A 15,426-nucleotide genomic window follows, 5' to 3' on the forward strand; every position below is an offset into this window, starting at 1 on the left:
CCTCAGCCCGCCTTCTTCGCCGCCGCCCAGGTGTGCTGCCCGGCCACGTCCGCCTTGACCTCGGCGAGCTGAACGGCCACCGCACTGGGCGCCGTACCGCCGCGTCCGTCGCGGGAGGCGAGGGCGCCGGGGACGTCGAGGACGCTGCGCACCTCGGGCGTGAGGTGGGCCGAGATCTTCGCGAACTGCTCGTCCGTCAGCTCGTCCAGCTCCTTGCCCTCGGACTCGGCGACCTTGACGCACTCCCCCGCGACCTCGTGCGCCACCCGGAACGGCACGCCCTGCTTGACCAGCCACTCGGCGATGTCGGTGGCGAGCGAGAAGCCGGCCGGGGCCAGCTCCGCCATGCGCTCGCGGTGGACCGTGAGGGTGGCGACCATGCCGGTGAAGGCCGGGAGCAGCACCTCCAACTGGTCGCAGGAGTCGAAGACCGGCTCCTTGTCCTCCTGGAGGTCGCGGTTGTAGGCGAGCGGCAGCGCCTTGAGCGTGGCCATGAGACCGGTCAGGTTGCCGATCAGACGGCCGGACTTGCCCCGGGCCAGCTCGGCGATGTCCGGGTTCTTCTTCTGCGGCATGATCGACGAGCCCGTGGAGAACGCGTCGTGCAGGGTGACGAAGGAGAACTCCTTCGTATTCCAGATGATGATCTCCTCGGCGATCCGGGAGAGGTTCACGCCCATCATCGCGGTGACGAAGGCGAACTCGGCGGCGAAGTCACGGGAGGCCGTGCCGTCGATGGAGTTGCCGGCGCTGCCGCGCTCGAAGCCGAGGTCCCGGGCGACCGCCTCCGGGTCCAGGCCCAGCGAGGAGCCGGCCAGGGCGCCGGAGCCGTACGGCGACACGGCCGTGCGCTCGTCCCACTGGCGCAGCCGCTCCGCGTCCCGGGACAGGGACTGCGCATGGGCGAGGACGTGGTGGGCGAAGAGCACCGGCTGGGCGTGCTGGAGGTGGGTGCGGCCGGGCATCGCCACGTCCGGGTGGGCCTCGGCGAGGCCGATCAGGGCGTCCTGGAGGTCGGCGATCAGGCCGCCGATGATCCGGGCGTGGTCCCGCAGGTACATCCGGAACAGGGTCGCGACCTGGTCGTTCCGGGACCGGCCGGCGCGCAGCTTGCCGCCGAGGTCGGCACCGAGGCGCTCCAGCAGACCGCGCTCCAGCGCGGTGTGGACGTCCTCGTCGGCGATGGTGCCGGTGAAGGAGCCGTCGGCGACGTCGGCCTCCAGCCGGTCGAGGCCGTCGGTCATCCGGCTCAGCTCGTCCTCGGTGAGCAGGCCCGCCTTGTGCAGCACGCGCGCGTGGGCACGCGAGCCGGCGATGTCGTAGGGGGCGAGCCGCCAGTCGAAGTGGACGGACGCGGACAGCTTCGCCAGGGCCTCGGCGGGACCGTCGGCGAAACGGCCGCCCCAGAGCCGTACGTCACCGCTGTTGCTGCTCACTGCGTTGCTCCTCGGGAGGTGTCTCTGTGCGACCGCCTCCCCACCCTTGCAGGTGAGGAGGCGGCTGTCAGGCGGATGCGGGCGAGGTGACCGGAGGGGTCAGGCCAGGTCGCGCTTGGCGGCGATCTTCGAGGACAGGCTGTAGAGGTCGATGAAGCCCTTGGCCGCCGCCTGGTCGAAGGTGTCGCCGGTGTCGTAGGTGGCGAGGTTGAAGTCGTACAGGGACGACTCCGAGCGCCGGCCGGTGACGACCGCGCGGCCGCCGTGCAGGGTCATCCGGACGTCACCGGAGACGTGCTGGTTGGCCTCGTCGATGAAGCCGTCCAGGGCGCGCTTGAGCGGGGAGAACCACTGGCCGTCGTAGACCAGCTCGCCCCAGCGCTGCTCGACCTGCCGCTTGTAGCGGGCCAGTTCGCGCTCGACGGTGACGTTCTCCAGCTCCTGGTGGGCGGTGATGAGGGCGATGGCGCCCGGCGCTTCGTAGACCTCGCGGGACTTGATGCCGACGAGGCGGTCCTCGACCATGTCGATCCGGCCGATGCCCTGGCCGCCGGCGCGCTCGTTGAGCTGCTGGATGGCCTGGAGGACGGAGACGGGCTTGCCGTCGAGGGCGACCGGGACGCCCTCCTTGAAGGTGATGACGACCTCGTCGGCCTCGCGGGGGGTGGCCGGGTTGGAGGTGTACTCGTAGATGTCCTCGATCGGGGCGTTCCAGATGTCCTCCAGGAAGCCCGTCTCGACGGCGCGCCCGAAGACGTTCTGGTCGATGGAGTACGGGGACTTCTTGGTGGTGGCGATCGGGAGCTGCTTGGCCTCGCAGAAGGCGATCGCCTTGTCCCGGGTCATCGCGTAGTCGCGGACCGGGGCGATGCACTTCAGGTCGGGGGCGAGGGCGACGATGCCGGCCTCGAAGCGGACCTGGTCGTTGCCCTTGCCGGTGCAGCCGTGGGCGACCGTGGTGGCGCCGTGCTTCTTGGCGGCGGCGACGAGGTGCTTGACGATCGTCGGCCGGGAGAGGGCGGAGACCAGCGGATAGCGGTCCATGTAGAGGGCGTTGGCCTTGATCGCCGGGAGGCAGTACTCGTCGGCGAACTCGTCCTTGGCGTCGGCGACCTCGGCCTCGACGGCGCCGCACGCGAGGGCGCGCTTGCGGATGACGTCCAGGTCCTCGCCGCCCTGGCCGACGTCGACCGCAACGGCGATGACCTCGGCGCCCGTCTCCTCGGCGATCCAGCCGATGGCGACGGAGGTGTCCAGACCGCCTGAGTAGGCGAGTACGACGCGCTCGGTCACGGGTTTCTCCTCACAGTGCATTCGCTGACATGCATGAGTATGCAGGGTTCCGCATGATTCGTCAATCACCCCTCCGGATGAAGCGCGCGGGCCTGCACTCCGGGCGGTCTCTGGGCGGTCTCCGGGCGGCCTCTGGGCGGCCCCTGGGCGACCCCTGGGCGACCCCTGGGCGGCAAATCGTTAGACAGGCGAACGAATCGCGGCAATACTCGACGGACATGGGAAAGACCTACGAGCGCATCGACGGCCGCCTCCGCGCCTTCATCGAGGAACAGCCCGTCTTCTTCACCGCCACCGCGCCGCTCACCGCCGACGGCACGGTCAACCTCTCCCCCAAGGGCCTCAGGGGATCGTTCGCCGTGCTCGACGAACTCACCCTGGCCTACCTGGACTTCGCCGGCTCCAACGCCGAGACCATCGCCCACCTCAGGGAGAACGGACGGATCACCCTGATGTGGTGCGCCTTCCAGGGCCCGCCGAACATCGTCCGTGTGCACGGCCGGGGCGAACCGGTCTTCCGCGACGACCCGCGCTTCCCGGGGCTGCTCGCCCGGTTCCCGGACATCGACCACACCCGGCACGGGCTGCGCGCGATCATCGTGGTGCACGCCGAGGTGGTGCGGGACAGCTGCGGATACGCCGTCCCCCACATGGCGTACGAGGAGGACCGCGAGCTGCACGGCAGGCGCTTCTCCCGCGAGGACGACGCCTCGCTGAGCGCCTACTTCACCAAGAAGGAGCACATCGCGACGAGCCTGGACGGCCTGCCCGGACTGCCCTTGCCGCTGCCGCCCTCTACCGTCTGAGCCATGCGCCCCGGTGCCGCCCTCGCCCTCGTGTCCCTGGCCTCCCTCGCCCTGCTCGGCCTGGCACCGGCCCCGCTGCCGGCCCGTATGGCCGACACGGGTGGCGGCACCCAGCTCATCACGGCGCAGGCCCCGGCCACCGCCTCGACCACGGGCACGGTCACCTGGTGGGACCTGCGCGGCGGCGAGTGGTCCGCGACCGGCTCGGCCCCGACCCGCTTCGGCGCGGGCGGCCTGGTCGAGGGCACCGCACGCACCCAGGGCACGAACACCACCCCGGCCGGCCTCTACGACCTCCCCTTCGCCTTCGGCAACGCCCCGGCACCGGCCGGCACCCGCGCCGAGTACCGCGCGGTGACGCCGGCCGCCTGGTGGTGCCAGGACAACGACTCCGCCTCCTACAACCGCTGGACCGACCCGCTGCCCGCCGACTGCCGCGCCACCGAGTCCGAGCACCTGTCCGACCACCCCACGCAGTACGCCCACGCCCTGGCCATCGGCTTCAACTACGACCGCCCGGTACGGGGACGCGGCGCGGGCATCTTCCTGCACGTCAACGGGGAGGGGGCGACGGCCGGGTGCGTGTCGGTACCGGGGGACGCCATGCGGCGGCTCCTGCGCTGGGCGGATCCGGCCCGGGCACCGCACATCGCGATCGGGACGGAGTCGGGGGGGACGGGGATCACGCGGTACTGAGAGCCGCCGTCGGGATCGCCCTTGAGGACGGCGGTGGCCGCGGCTTCCGCCGGCTCCCCGCCGCGCCCGCCACCGACGGACTGCCGGAGCCACTGGACGAGCCCGCCGAGGCCGATCCGCGCCTGATGGCCTCGGTGCCGGGCCGGTACGACCGCGGTGACGGCCGGCGACTGAACACTCCGCGGGCGCGGGACGTATCTGTGGGCCACCGGTCAAGTCCCGACGGAGGAACCGTGACCACGACGCTCGCGGGCGGACGCGCCGCCCGCCGCCAGACGATGCGCCGCATCCGCCCGCGCCGCTCGCCGGCCGTTCCGCTGCTGCTGGCGGTCTGGGCGGGCGCGGCAGCCGTGTTGTGGCTGTGGTGGCGCGACACGCCGTCGATCGCCGACGACGGCGGCAGGATTCTGAACGCCGGCCGGATCACGGGGCTGCTCGCCGGCTATCTGATGGCGCTCGTCGTGCTCCAGATGGCGCGGGTGCCGGCGCTGGAGCGGCGGGTCGGCTCCGACCGGGTGGCCCGCTGGCACGCGATGAGCGGCCGGTACACGCTCTGCCTGGTCCTCGCGCACGTCTTCCTGATCATGTGGGGCTACGCGCTCCAGGCCGGCCGGTCCCTCGGGGACATCGTCGCGCAGACCGTCGACTCGGTCGAGCAGCTGCCGGACATGGGCAAGGCGGCGATCGGCACCGGCCTGTTCCTGCTCATCGGGCTGATCTCGGTCGGCGGGATCCGGCGCCGGCTGCCCTACGACACCTGGTACCACGTCCACCTGCTCACCTACGCGGCGGTGTTCCTGACGTTCTGGCACCAGATCAGCACCGGTAACGACTTCGCGGTCGAGCCGGTCGCCAGAACCTTCTGGTACGCGCTCTACGGCTCGGTCACCGCCCTGGTGCTCTGGTACCGGGTGCTGACGCCGGTCCGGCTCAACCTGCGGCACCGGATGCGGGTGGAAGCGGTCGTCGAGGAGACGCCGGGCATCGTGTCGGTGCTGATCGGCGGGCGGCGGCTGCACCGGATGGGCGCGGAGGCGGGACAGTTCTTCCGCTGGCGCTTCCTCGCGCCGGGGATGCGGTTCAGCTCGCACCCGTACTCGCTGTCGGCGGCGCCCCGGCCCGACATGCTGCGGATCACCGTGAAGGCGATCGGCGACCACAGCGCCCGGCTGCGCGAGCTGACGCCCGGCACGAAGGTGTGGGCGGAGGGACCCTACGGCGCCCTCACCGCGCAGCGCCGCAGCCGGGGCAAGGTGCTACTGGTGGCGGGCGGGGTCGGGATCACGCCGATGCGGGCGCTGTTCGAGACGCTGCCGGGGGCGGCCGGTGACATCACGCTGCTCTACCGGGCCGACACCACCCAGGACCTGGCCCTGTGGGACGAGCTGGCGGCGATCGCCGAGGCGCGGGGCGCCCGGCTGATGTACGCGGTCAACAGCCCCCAGGGCGAGCGGCCGGACATCTCCGTGGAGAACCTCCGGCGGAAGATCCCGGACATCGACCGCCACGACGTCTTCATGTGCGGGCCGCCCGGGTTCGCGCAGTCGGTGTTCGAGGCACTGCGCGGCGCCGGCGTCCCCGCCCGCCGTATCCACCACGAGTCGTTCGAGATGTGAGAGCGGAAGTCATGAGGAAGAGCCATCCGGTACGGCGGGTCGTGCTGGCCACCGCCGCGACCGTCTCCGGGGTCGTACTGCTGCTGACGCTGAAGCCGGCCTCCGACCCTGCCTCCGCGGCGGCCGGTGCGCCGCCGCCGTCGGCGGCCGGACAGCAGGAGCCGCAGGGCGGCGCGGGCGCCCCAGCCGCCGGCACGGTGACCGGCGACGCGGTGCGGACCCAGTACGGGCCGGTGCAGGTGCGGATCACCGTCAGCGGCGGGAAGATCACCAAAGCCGAAGCCGTCCAGGCACCCAAGGGCGGCACCAGCGACCAGAAGACCGCACTTGCCATACCCCGCCTCAACCAGGCCGCCGTGGCGACGGGGAGCGCGCGGATCGACACCGTGTCCGGGGCGACGTACACCAGCGAGGGGTACCTCAAGTCCCTCCAGTCCGCGCTGGACCGGATGCCGAAGGGCGGGAGCGCTCCGTCCGCCTCGCGGGTGCTCACCGGGAAGGTGGCGCGGACCCAGTACGGGCCGGTGCAGGTGCGGATCACCGTCAGCGGCGGGAAGATCACCAAGGCCGAAGCCGTCCAGGCACCCAAGGGCGGCACCAGCGACCAGAAGACCGCACTCGCCGTACCCCGCCTCAACCAGGCCGCCGTGGCCACGGGGAGCGCGCGGATCGACACCGTGTCCGGAGCGACGTACACCAGCGAGGGGTACCTCAAGTCCCTCCAGTCCGCGCTGGACCAGGCCGGTGGCTGAGGCGGTGGCCGGGGCGGCGAAGGCGCCCGGCGTCGTGCGGCACGCCGAGGAAGTCATGGGGACGGTGTTCTCTTTCGACGTGCGCGGCGGGGCGCCGGAGGCCGTCCGGGCGGCGCTGGACGCGGCCGTCGCCGGGCTGCACCGGGCCGACGCGGTGTTCAGCACCTACCGCGAGGACAGCGAGGTGTCCCGGCTGGCGCGCGGTGAGCTGACGGTGGCCGCGTGCGCTCCCGAGGTCGCCGAGGTGCTGGAGCTGGGGGCCGAGGCGGAGCGGGTGAGCGACGGGTGGTTCAGCACCCGGTACCGGGGGTCCGTCGACCCCACCGGCGTCGTCAAGGGCTGGGCGGCCGAGCGGGCGGCCCGGCTGCTGGCCTCGGTCGACGGGGTGTGCGGGGTGAGCGTCAACGGGGGCGGCGACATCCAGTTGCTCGGCACTCCGGAGCCGGGGCGGCCGTGGCGGGTGGGGGTCGCCGATCCGCTCCGGCCCGGCGGTCTCGCGGCGGTCGTCTCCGCGGCCGGTGCCCCGGAGCTGGCGGTGGCGACCTCCGGCACGGCGGAGCGCGGCGCCCACATCACCGACCCGCGCACCGGCCGTACCGCCGTCACGGACCTGGTGTCGGTGACGGTCGTCGCCCCCCGCCTGACCTGGGCGGACTGCTGGGCGACCGCGGCCTTCGCGATGGGCTCCCGCGCGGGGCTCGCCTGGCTGGACTCCCTCCCGGACACCGAGGCCCTCCTCGTCACGGCGGGCGACGAGGTCCGCTGCACGGCGGGCCTGGCCACCCGCCTGGGCTGAACGCGGCCCGCCGACAACGCCCCGCAGGGGCGCGGGGAACTGCGCGACAAGCCACGACGGACCCGCGCCCGGCAACGAGCCGATGGCCGCTCCCCCGGTGCCCCGCTCGGAAGCGGCCACGACCGGACCCAGCGCCCGGCAACCGAAAAGCCGTCGGCGCTCAGTGGCCGTTCTGCGCCAGGTGGAGGAGGTGGTCCGCGAGGGCCTGCCCCCCGGTGGGGTTGCGGCTGATCAGCAGCAGCGTGTCGTCGCCGGCGATGGTGCCCAGGATGTCGTGGAGCTCGGCCTGGTCGATGGCCGAGGCGAGGAACTGCGCGGCACCGGGCGGCGTGCGCAGGACGACCAGGTTCGCCGAGGCCTCCGCGGAGATCAGCAGCTCCTGGGACAGGCGCCGCATCCGCTCCTCCTTCGCCGACTCCCCCAGCGGCGCGCGCGGTGTGCGGAAGCCGCCCTCGCTCGGCACCGCGTAGATCAGGTCGCCGTCGTTGTTGCGGATCTTCACCGCGTTCAGCTCGTCGAGGTCCCGGGAGAGCGTCGCCTGGGTGACGCTCAGCCCGTCGTCGGCGAGCAGCTTGGCGAGCTGGCTCTGCGACCGCACCGGCTGCCGGTTGAGGATGTCCACGATCCGGCGGTGCCGAGCGGTGCGGGTCTGCGGCACCGCGGGCCCGGCGCCCGCCGCCTGCTCGTGGTCCTGCGCCTGGCTCATCGTCGTCTCATTCCCCGGTTGGTCATTCCCCGGCTCGTCCTGCCCCGTTCGCTGCGTCGAGGATGCCGGGCAGCGCCTGGAGCAGCGCGGCCACCTCGTCGTCGCGGACGTTGAGCGGAGGCATCAGCCGTACGACGTCGGGGGCGGGCGCGTTCACCAGGAACCCGGCCTCCTGGGCCGCCTGCTGCACCTGTGGTGCGAGCGGCCCGGTGAGCACGATACCCAGGAGCAGGCCCGCACCCCGGACATGGTCGGTCAACGGGTGGCCCAGCGCCTCGATCCCGTCGCGCAGCGCGGCGCTCTGCCGCTTGACGTTGTCCAGCAGCCCGTCCCCGGCGATGGTGTCGAGCACGGCGAGTCCGGCGGCGCAGGCGACGGGGTTGCCGCCGAAGGTCGTACCGTGCTGGCCGGGCTGGAGCAGTTCGGCGGCCCGGCCGAAGGCGACGGTCGCGCCGAGCGGCAGTCCGCCGCCGAGCTGCTTGGCGAGGGTGACGATGTCGGGCAGCACGCCCTCGTGCGCCTGGTACGCGAACCAGTCCCCGGTGCGTCCGACGCCGGTCTGCACCTCGTCGAGGACCAGCAGGGCGCCGGTGGCGGCGGTGATCGCGCGGGCCGCCTTGAGGTAGCCGGCGGGGGGTACGACGACGCCGTTCTCGCCCTGGACCGGTTCGAGTACGACGAGCGCCGTGTCCTCGGTGACGGCCGCGGCCAGCGCCTGCGCGTCGCCGTAGGGCACGTGCGTGACGTCGCCGGGCAGCGGCCGGAACGGGTCCTGCTTGGCGGGCTGGCCGGTGAGCGCGAGGGCGCCCATGGTGCGGCCGTGGAAGCCGCCCTCGGTGGCGACGACATGGGTGCGCCCGGTCAGCCGGCCGATCTTGAAGGCGGCCTCGTTGGCCTCGGCACCGGAGTTGCAGAAGAAGACCCGGCCCTCCCGGCCGAAGAGCTGGAGCAGCCGTTCGGCGAGGGCGACGGTCGGCTCGGCCATGAAGAAGTTGGAGATGTGGCCGAGGGAGGCGATCTGTGTGCTGACGGCCTCGACGATCGCCGGGTGGGCGTGGCCGAGCGCGTTGGTGGCGATGCCGCCGACGAAGTCGAGGTAGGAGCGGCCCGCGGCGTCCCGGACCCGGGTGCCCTCGCCGCGTACCAGGGGCAGGCGCGGGGTGCCGTAGTTGTTCATGAGCGCGCCCTGCCAGCGCGTGGTCAGGTCCGCGTTGCCCTCGACGTCCGTAGTGCCCTGCTTGCCTGTCATGCGTGCTCCCCCTCGGTGGCGTCGGGCACGACCATGGTGCCGACCCCGTCGTCCGTGAAGATCTCCAGCAGGATCGAGTGCTGGACCCGGCCGTCGATGACGCGGGCGTTGCGCACGCCGTTGCGTACGGCGTACAGGCAGCCCCGCATCTTCGGCACCATGCCGGCGCTCAGCTCCGGCAGGAGTTTCTCCAGTTGGGATGCGGTGAGGCGGCTGATCACCTCGTCGGAGCGCGGCCAGTCCTCGTAGAGGCCCTCGACGTCGGTGAGGACCATGAGGGTCTCGGCGCCCAGTGCCGCAGCGAGTGCCGCAGCCGCCGTATCAGCATTGACGTTGTAGACATGTCCGTCGTCCTGACTCCGGGCGATGGAGGAGACGACCGGGATGCGGCCGTCGGCGAGCAGGGCCTCGATCGCGCCCGTGTCGATCGCGGTGATCTCGCCCACCCGTCCGATGTCGACGGGCGAGCCGTCGATCTCGGGCTGGTGCTTCGTGGCGGTCATGGTGTGCGCGTCCTCGCCGGTGAGGCCGACGGCCAGCGGGCCGTGCTGGTTGAGCAGCCCGACCAGTTCGCGCTGCACCTGTCCGGCGAGCACCATCCGGACGACGTCCATGGCGTCCTCGGTGGTGACGCGCAGGCCGGCCTTGAACTCGCTGACGATGCCGTGCCGGTCGAGGGCGGCGCTGATCTGGGGGCCGCCGCCGTGGACGACGACCGGCTTCAGCCCGGCGCGGTGGAGGAAGACCACGTCCTGGGCGAAGGCGGCCTTCAGCTCGGCGTCGACCATGGCGTTGCCGCCGAACTTGATGACGACGGTGCGGCCGTTGTGCCGGGTGAGCCAGGGCAGCGCCTCGATGAGGGTCTGCGCCTTGGGCAGCGCGGTGTGCTTGCGGGTGGAGGTCATGACGAGTAGGCGCTGTTCTCGTGGACGTAGTCGGCGGTCAGGTCGTTGGTCCAGATCGTCGCGGTCGCGGTGCCGGCGGCCAGGTCGGCGACGATGTGCACCTCGCGGTAGCGCATGTCGACCAGGTCGCGGTCCGCGCCGACGGAGCCGTTCTCACAGACCCACACGCCGTTGATCGCGACGTTCAGCCGGTCCGGCTCGAAGACGGCGCGGGTGGTGCCGATGGCGGACAGGACGCGGCCCCAGTTGGGGTCCTCGCCGTGGATCGCGCACTTGAGGAGGTTGTTGCGGGCGATGGAGCGGCCCACCTCGACGGCGTCCTCCTCGCTCGCCGCGTTGACCACCTCGACCTTGATGTCCTTGCTGGCGCCCTCGGCGTCCCGGACGAGCTGCTGGCCGAGGTCGTCGCAGACCTGCCGTACGGCCTCGGCGAAGTCGTCGTACCCGGGGGTGACGCCGGAGGCGCCGGAGGCGAGCAGCAGGACGGTGTCGTTGGTGGACATGCAGCCGTCGGAGTCGACGCGGTCGAAGGTGACCCGGGTCGCGGCGCGCAGGGCCTTGTCGAGGGTCTCGTCGCCGAGGTCGGCGTCGGTGGTGAGGACGACCAGCATGGTGGCGAGGCCGGGGGCGAGCATGCCGGCGCCCTTGGCCATGCCGCCGACGGTCCAGCCGTCCCGGCTGACGACCGAGGTCTTGTGGACGGTGTCGGTGGTCTTGATGGCGATGGCGGCCTTCTCACCGCCGTGCTCGGAGAGCTGGGCGGCGGCCGTCCCGATGCCCGGGAGCAGCTTGTCCATGGGCAGCAGGACGCCGATGAGACCGGTCGAGCAGACGGCGACCTCGATGGCGCCCCGGCCGAGCACCTCGGCGGCCTTCTCGGCGGTGGCGTGGGTGTCCTGGAAGCCCGTGGGGCCGGTGCAGGCGTTGGCGCCGCCCGAGTTGAGGACGACGGCGGAGACCTGTCCGCCCTTGAGGGCCTGCTCGGACCACAGCACCGGCGCGGCCTTCACGCGGTTGGAGGTGAAGACGCCCGCGGCGGCACGGCGGGGCCCGTCGTTGACCACGAGGGCCAGGTCCGGGTTGCCGTTCTCCTTGATCCCGGCGGCGATGCCCGCCGCCGTGAATCCCTTGGCTGCCGTGACGCTCACGGTGCGACTCCGATCGTGGAAAGTCCCGTGGTCTCGTCGAGACCGAGGGCGAGGTTCATGCTCTGTACGGCACCGCCGGCGGTGCCCTTGGTCAGGTTGTCGATGGCGCTGATCGCGATGATGCGGCCCACTTCGGCGTCGCACGCGACCTGCACCTGAACGGCGTTGGAACCCTGGACGGACGCCGTGGCCGGCCACTGGCCCTCGGGGAGCAGGTGGACGAACGGTTCGTCGGCGTAGGCCTTGTCGTACGCGGCGCGCAGGGACTCGCCGGTCACCCCGCCGACGGCCTTGGCGCTGCACGTGGCGAGGATGCCGCGCGGCATCGGGGCGAGGGTCGGTGTGAAGGACACGGCGATCCGCTCGCCGGCCACGCCGCTGAGGTTCTGGATCATCTCGGGGGTGTGCCGGTGGCCGCCGCCGACGCCGTAGGGCGTCATGGAGCCCATGACCTCGCTGCCCAGCAGGTGCGGCTTGGGCGCCTTGCCCGCGCCGGAGGTGCCGGACGCGGCGACGATCACCGCCTCGGGCTCGGCTAGGCCGGCCGCGTAGGCGGGGAACAGGGCGAGGGAGGCGGCGGTCGGGTAGCAACCGGGCACCGCGACGCGCTTGGCCCCCGCCAGCGCGGCGCGGGCACCCGGGAGTTCGGGCAGGCCGTACGGCCAGCTACCGGCGTGCGAGGAACCGTAGAACCGCTCCCAGTCACCCGGGTCCGTCAGCCGGAAGTCGGCGCCCATGTCGATGACGAGGACATCCGGCCCGAGCCGCTCGGCGACGGCCGCGGACTGCCCGTGCGGCAGCGCGAGGAAGACCACGTCGTGACCGGCGAGGTGCTCGGCCGTGGTCTCGGCGACGACCCGGTCGGCCAGCGGCAGCAGATGCGGCTGCAGCCCACCGAGCCGCTGCCCGGCGCTGGAGTTGCCGGTCAGGGCCCCGATCTCCACCTCCGGGTGCCCGAGGAGCAGCCGCAGGACCTCTCCACCCGCATACCCACTCGCACCGGCCACCGCCGCGCGTACCGTCATGTCCGTCCCTCCTCTGAAGGGCATGACTATACGCAGCTATGCACTTTTATGCAATGCATTCCCGGAGTGAGTACGCCTGCGCGCCCGCCTGAGCAGGACGCCCCATGCCGCACGGAAGGACCGCGGACGACCATCGGATCATGGATCCCGAGACACACAAGAGGCTCTACGGCCCCTGGAGACCGGCCCCGCCGGCCTCGGCACATCCGGCGGTCACGCTGCTGACAGTCCTGCTCGGCGCGGCCACCGCGCTGTCGATGGCATGGCTGACGCTTCTGGTGGGTCTGGTGACGCTGTGGGGTGCGGCGGCGGAGATGGCCGTCGGGGGTCTGGTCGTGGGGTACGCGTCGGGCGCGGCCATCGGTGCCGGACTGCTCACCGCGCTCGCCTTCGCGCCCCCGGTGCGCCGCATGACACCGGGCGGGCGCCGGCTGCTGCTGGCCGCGACGGCCTGTCCCGTCCCGGCCGTTCTGGCCGCCGTGACCTGGCTGAGCGCCGGCTGACCAAGCCCCACCACGGCGACCGGCCGGCTAGCGGGCCGTGGCGGCGTCCGGGCGGCCGGGCGGCCGGGCAGCATCACCCAGCGGGAGATCGCGAAGGTCACGGGGATGGCCGCGGCCGAGGCCAGGAGGGGGGCGAAGCGGTTGCCGGCGTGCAGGACGTCGACGATGAGCCAGACGCCGGCCGTGGTCATCAGGAAGTTGGTGGCGTTGGTCAGGGGGAACAGGAGGAACTTCCGCCAGGTGGGCCGGGTCCGGTAGGTGAAGCGGGCGTTCAGGAAGAAGGAGCCGATCATGCTGAGCACGAACGCCAGGACGTGCGCGGCGAGATACGGGAGCCGGGTGAGGAAGAGCAGGTAAAGGGCGTAGTAGACGGCCGTGTTGACCACGCCGACCGCGGCGAACGTGGCGATCTGGCGGGCCAGCGGTCGACTCGGCATCGGGGGCTCTTCATCTCGGAGGGGTGGTGGCTGCGGTGTCGATCGTGGCATATCCGGAGGAGTGCGCGTCGGCCGACGGTACGGCGCCTCAGGGGGCGTCGCCCTTGCGGGCGGCGTAGGCGCGGGCCGCGCGCACCCGGTTGCCGCACCGCGTCGTGCACCAGCGGCGCGCGCCGTGGGAGCGCAGGAACCAGCGGGCACAGCCCTGGGCCGCGCACTCGGTGAGCTGGCCGGCGTCGGCGCCGGTGAGCAGGTCGGTGGCGTCCTCGGCGAGCTGGGAGAGCGCGGCGGCGGCCGGGTTGCCGGTGTCCGGTGCGTCGGCCCGGTGGGGGCCGTCGGCGCCCCAGGCGAGCCGAGGTGTGGCGGGAGCGGCGGCGAGGGCGGTGTTGAGGGTGTTGAGGGCGCCGGGCGGCGGCGGTTCGGCGCCGGACCGGGCCGCGAACAGGGCGCGCAGCGCCTCGCGCAGGGCGCGGAGCCGGCCGGACTGCCGGCCGTTCAGGGCGACCCGGTCGGACAGCAGGCCGTGCCGGACCAGCCACAGGTGCGCGGCCTCGGTGTCGCCCAGCAGGTCGACCTGGCCGGGCCTTCGACGTGGCCGCGTGAAACGGGACTTCTGCCTCAGCCGCAACGCGGCCGTGCACTGCGGGGCGCATCAGCTCGCGGGCGAGGCGACAGAGGCCTACGAGGGGGCCGGGCACACCGTCGCCCGGTTCATCGGCTCCGCCGACGACGAGGTGGTCTACACCCGGAACACCACCGAGGGCATCAGCCTCGTCGCCCACGCGCGCGGTACTTCGGGGTCTGAGACGGCCTCGCGCCCGGGGCCGCGCCGCGCTTGACCTGGAGTGTGCTCCAACTCCTACGGTCTTGTGCATGAGCAACGAGCAGAGCACCACACGTGATGAGCGGTTCGCCCACGGCCTGGAGGTCCTGCGGTCCGTGGACGGGGAGGCCGGGCAGCGGGTCATCGACTCGCTCGCCGACATCAGCCCCGAGCTGGGGCACCAGATCGTGGCCTGGGGCTTCGGCGAGATCTACGCCCGGCCCGCCCTGGCGCCCCGGGACCGCCAGCTGGTCACCCTCGGCATGCTGACCGCGCTCGGCGGTTGCGAGCCCCAGCTGGAGGTGCACGTCAACGCGGCGCTGAACGTGGGGCTGACGCCCGAGGAGATCGTGGAGGCGCTGCTGCACTCGGCCGGGTACTGCGGCTTCCCCAAGGCGCTCAACGCGACGTTCGTCGCGAAGAAGGTCTTCGCCGAGCGCGGGCTGCTGCCGGTGACCGGGGAGCGGCCGGCGGGTGACGCCTCCGCCTGAGCGGCACGTAGGCTCGGGGCATGCAGGGGTTGCCGCCGTACGTCGTCGTGTTCGGTTTCTTCGCCGTCGCGCTCGGGCTGCTCACCTGGCTCGCCCGCGCGATACGGCGCCGGGGCGGGATGAGCGGGGCGCCGGCGGCCTACGAGGAGGCGTTCCGGGCCTACGGTCACGCCGCTTACCAGGAAATTCAGGCCGAGGCCGAGCGCCTGTCCCCCGCCGAGTCGCCCGACGGGCCCCGCCGCTGGCCCCGGAGGGCACGGTGACAGAGGGCACGGTGACGGAGCGCGTGGTGACGGACGAGGTGTGGCCGGTGTCCGACGTGCTGGCGTTCCTGGCGGGGCGGTGGCGCGTCGAGCGGGACGTCCGGGATCTGGCGAGCGGGGACGAGGGACGCTTCGAGGGGGTGACCGTCTTCGGGGCGCTGGCGGGCGGCGGGCTGCTGCACGAGGAGTCCGGCACGTTCCGCTGGCAGGGGGTGGCCCGGCCGGCGACCCGGACCCTGCGGTTCCTGCCCGGGCGGGCGCCGGGGACGGCCGACGTGCGGTTCGCGGACGGACGGCACTTCCACGAGCTGGACCTCTCCGCGGGCCGCTTCCTCGCCGACCACCCCTGCGCGGCCGACCTCTACCGCGGCGAGTTCACCGTCTGCGACGCCGGCCGCTGGCGCTCGGTGTGGCGGGTCGGCGGACCGGCGAAGGACCTGGTGCTGACGACGTCGTACGTCCGCGAGGACGCCCTCTAGGC

General features: G+C 72.8%; 17 protein-coding genes and 1 pseudogene. 9 read left to right on the forward strand and 9 right to left on the reverse strand.

Going from position 1 to position 15,426, the window contains the following annotated elements; translation table 11 throughout:
* Window positions 1–2: 2 nt before the first annotated feature.
* Both argH and NX794_RS11745 read right to left on the reverse strand, forming a co-directional pair.
* The gene (argH, locus tag NX794_RS11740) at window positions 3–1,436 is read right to left on the reverse strand and encodes an argininosuccinate lyase (protein ID WP_258778355.1); all 1,434 of its coding nucleotides are present in this window, start codon (window positions 1,434–1,436) and stop codon (window positions 3–5) included.
* Between the two features lie 99 nt (window positions 1,437–1,535).
* Window positions 1,536–2,729 (reverse strand): argininosuccinate synthase, encoded by a 1,194-nt coding sequence (locus tag NX794_RS11745; RefSeq protein ID WP_258778356.1) that lies wholly within the window; start codon window positions 2,727–2,729, stop codon window positions 1,536–1,538.
* 218 nt (window positions 2,730–2,947) lie between these two features.
* On the opposite strand from NX794_RS11745, the gene NX794_RS11750 reads away from it, so the two are divergent.
* The 5 genes from NX794_RS11750 to NX794_RS11770 all read left to right on the forward strand — a co-directional run bounded on the left by NX794_RS11750 (window position 2,948) and on the right by NX794_RS11770 (window position 7,395).
* A complete protein-coding gene (locus NX794_RS11750; RefSeq protein ID WP_258778357.1) occupies window positions 2,948–3,535 on the forward strand; it encodes a pyridoxamine 5'-phosphate oxidase family protein in 588 nt (195 codons plus the stop codon).
* A 3-nt stretch (window positions 3,536–3,538) separates the two neighbouring features.
* Window positions 3,539–4,231 carry a L,D-transpeptidase family protein gene (locus NX794_RS11755; RefSeq protein WP_258778359.1) on the forward strand — a complete coding sequence of 231 codons (693 nt, stop codon included), beginning with the start codon at window positions 3,539–3,541 and terminating at the stop codon, window positions 4,229–4,231.
* Between the two features lie 233 nt (window positions 4,232–4,464).
* Window positions 4,465–5,847 carry a ferredoxin reductase family protein gene (locus NX794_RS11760; protein WP_258778361.1) on the forward strand — a complete coding sequence of 461 codons (1,383 nt, stop codon included), beginning with the start codon at window positions 4,465–4,467 and terminating at the stop codon, window positions 5,845–5,847.
* A gap of 11 nt (window positions 5,848–5,858) precedes the next feature.
* Window positions 5,859–6,599: an FMN-binding protein gene (locus NX794_RS11765; RefSeq protein ID WP_258778363.1), complete on the forward strand. Its 741-nt coding sequence runs from the start codon at window positions 5,859–5,861 to the stop codon at window positions 6,597–6,599.
* Window positions 6,600–6,654: 55 nt separating this feature from the next.
* Window positions 6,655–7,395: an FAD:protein FMN transferase gene (locus NX794_RS11770; RefSeq protein ID WP_258778596.1), complete on the forward strand. Its 741-nt coding sequence runs from the start codon at window positions 6,655–6,657 to the stop codon at window positions 7,393–7,395.
* 160 nt (window positions 7,396–7,555) lie between these two features.
* Here NX794_RS11770 and NX794_RS11775 read toward each other — a convergent pair whose 3' ends face one another.
* The 7 genes and pseudogenes from NX794_RS11775 to NX794_RS11805 form a co-directional block, all read right to left on the reverse strand.
* On the reverse strand, window positions 7,556–8,101 hold the full coding sequence (locus tag NX794_RS11775) for an arginine repressor (protein ID WP_258778365.1): 546 nt from the start codon (window positions 8,099–8,101) through the stop codon (window positions 7,556–7,558).
* Between the two features lie 22 nt (window positions 8,102–8,123).
* The gene (locus NX794_RS11780) at window positions 8,124–9,350 is read right to left on the reverse strand and encodes an acetylornithine transaminase (RefSeq protein WP_258778366.1); all 1,227 of its coding nucleotides are present in this window, start codon (window positions 9,348–9,350) and stop codon (window positions 8,124–8,126) included.
* Window positions 9,347–10,255 (reverse strand): acetylglutamate kinase, encoded by a 909-nt coding sequence (gene argB / locus NX794_RS11785; RefSeq protein WP_258778367.1) that lies wholly within the window; start codon window positions 10,253–10,255, stop codon window positions 9,347–9,349. The genes NX794_RS11780 and argB overlap by 4 nt, the downstream gene beginning before the upstream one ends.
* Window positions 10,252–11,403, reverse strand: a complete 1,152-nt coding sequence (gene argJ, locus NX794_RS11790) for a bifunctional glutamate N-acetyltransferase/amino-acid acetyltransferase ArgJ (RefSeq protein WP_258778368.1) — start codon at window positions 11,401–11,403, stop codon at window positions 10,252–10,254. The genes argB and argJ overlap by 4 nt, the downstream gene beginning before the upstream one ends.
* Window positions 11,400–12,428 (reverse strand): N-acetyl-gamma-glutamyl-phosphate reductase, encoded by a 1,029-nt coding sequence (argC, locus tag NX794_RS11795; RefSeq protein ID WP_258778369.1) that lies wholly within the window; start codon window positions 12,426–12,428, stop codon window positions 11,400–11,402. The genes argJ and argC overlap by 4 nt, the downstream gene beginning before the upstream one ends.
* Before the next feature lie 553 nt (window positions 12,429–12,981).
* Window positions 12,982–13,368: pseudogene (locus NX794_RS11800) on the reverse strand (GtrA family protein); the annotation flags it as partial.
* Between the two features lie 88 nt (window positions 13,369–13,456).
* Window positions 13,457–13,996, reverse strand: a complete 540-nt coding sequence (locus tag NX794_RS11805; protein WP_258778370.1) for a CGNR zinc finger domain-containing protein — start codon at window positions 13,994–13,996, stop codon at window positions 13,457–13,459.
* Here NX794_RS11805 and NX794_RS11810 point away from each other — a divergent pair.
* Genes NX794_RS11810 through NX794_RS11825 form a run of 4 tightly spaced genes read left to right on the forward strand, consistent with a single transcriptional unit; the run spans window position 13,968 to window position 15,424 of the window.
* Window positions 13,968–14,207 carry an aminotransferase class V-fold PLP-dependent enzyme gene (locus tag NX794_RS11810; RefSeq protein WP_258778371.1) on the forward strand — a complete coding sequence of 80 codons (240 nt, stop codon included), beginning with the start codon at window positions 13,968–13,970 and terminating at the stop codon, window positions 14,205–14,207. The two genes, NX794_RS11805 and NX794_RS11810, sit on opposite strands and share 29 nt — an antisense overlap.
* 34 nt (window positions 14,208–14,241) lie before the next feature.
* The gene (locus tag NX794_RS11815) at window positions 14,242–14,682 is read left to right on the forward strand and encodes a carboxymuconolactone decarboxylase family protein (protein WP_258778373.1); all 441 of its coding nucleotides are present in this window, start codon (window positions 14,242–14,244) and stop codon (window positions 14,680–14,682) included.
* 20 nt (window positions 14,683–14,702) lie between these two features.
* On the forward strand, window positions 14,703–14,945 hold the full coding sequence (locus NX794_RS11820; protein WP_258778374.1) for a hypothetical protein: 243 nt from the start codon (window positions 14,703–14,705) through the stop codon (window positions 14,943–14,945).
* On the forward strand, window positions 14,942–15,424 hold the full coding sequence (locus tag NX794_RS11825) for a DUF6314 family protein (RefSeq protein ID WP_258778375.1): 483 nt from the start codon (window positions 14,942–14,944) through the stop codon (window positions 15,422–15,424). Before NX794_RS11820 ends, NX794_RS11825 begins: the two co-directional genes overlap by 4 nt.
* The last annotated feature ends 2 nt before the right edge of the window (window positions 15,425–15,426 follow it).

The sequence above is a fragment of the Streptomyces pyxinicus genome (assembly GCF_024753135.1).
Lineage (GTDB): Bacteria > Actinomycetota > Actinomycetes > Streptomycetales > Streptomycetaceae > Streptomyces > Streptomyces pyxinicus.

What these genes read in the sequence shown, in the direction of transcription:
- NX794_RS11750 (WP_258778357.1), top strand. Translation starts at nt 2,948, where the DNA reads ATGGGAAAGACCTACGAGCGCATCGACGGCCGCCTCCGCGCCTTCATC.
- NX794_RS11755 (WP_258778359.1), top strand. Translation starts at nt 3,539, where the DNA reads ATGCGCCCCGGTGCCGCCCTCGCCCTCGTGTCCCTGGCCTCCCTCGCC.
- NX794_RS11820 (WP_258778374.1), top strand. Translation starts at nt 14,703, where the DNA reads ATGCAGGGGTTGCCGCCGTACGTCGTCGTGTTCGGTTTCTTCGCCGTC.
- NX794_RS11815 (WP_258778373.1), top strand. Translation starts at nt 14,242, where the DNA reads ATGAGCAACGAGCAGAGCACCACACGTGATGAGCGGTTCGCCCACGGC.
- argB (WP_258778367.1), bottom strand. Translation starts at nt 10,255, where the DNA reads ATGACCTCCACCCGCAAGCACACCGCGCTGCCCAAGGCGCAGACCCTC.
- NX794_RS11770 (WP_258778596.1), top strand. Translation starts at nt 6,655, where the DNA reads ATGGGGACGGTGTTCTCTTTCGACGTGCGCGGCGGGGCGCCGGAGGCC.
- NX794_RS11775 (WP_258778365.1), bottom strand. Translation starts at nt 8,101, where the DNA reads ATGAGCCAGGCGCAGGACCACGAGCAGGCGGCGGGCGCCGGGCCCGCG.
- NX794_RS11780 (WP_258778366.1), bottom strand. Translation starts at nt 9,350, where the DNA reads ATGACAGGCAAGCAGGGCACTACGGACGTCGAGGGCAACGCGGACCTG.
- argC (WP_258778369.1), bottom strand. Translation starts at nt 12,428, where the DNA reads ATGACGGTACGCGCGGCGGTGGCCGGTGCGAGTGGGTATGCGGGTGGA.
- NX794_RS11765 (WP_258778363.1), top strand. Translation starts at nt 5,859, where the DNA reads ATGAGGAAGAGCCATCCGGTACGGCGGGTCGTGCTGGCCACCGCCGCG.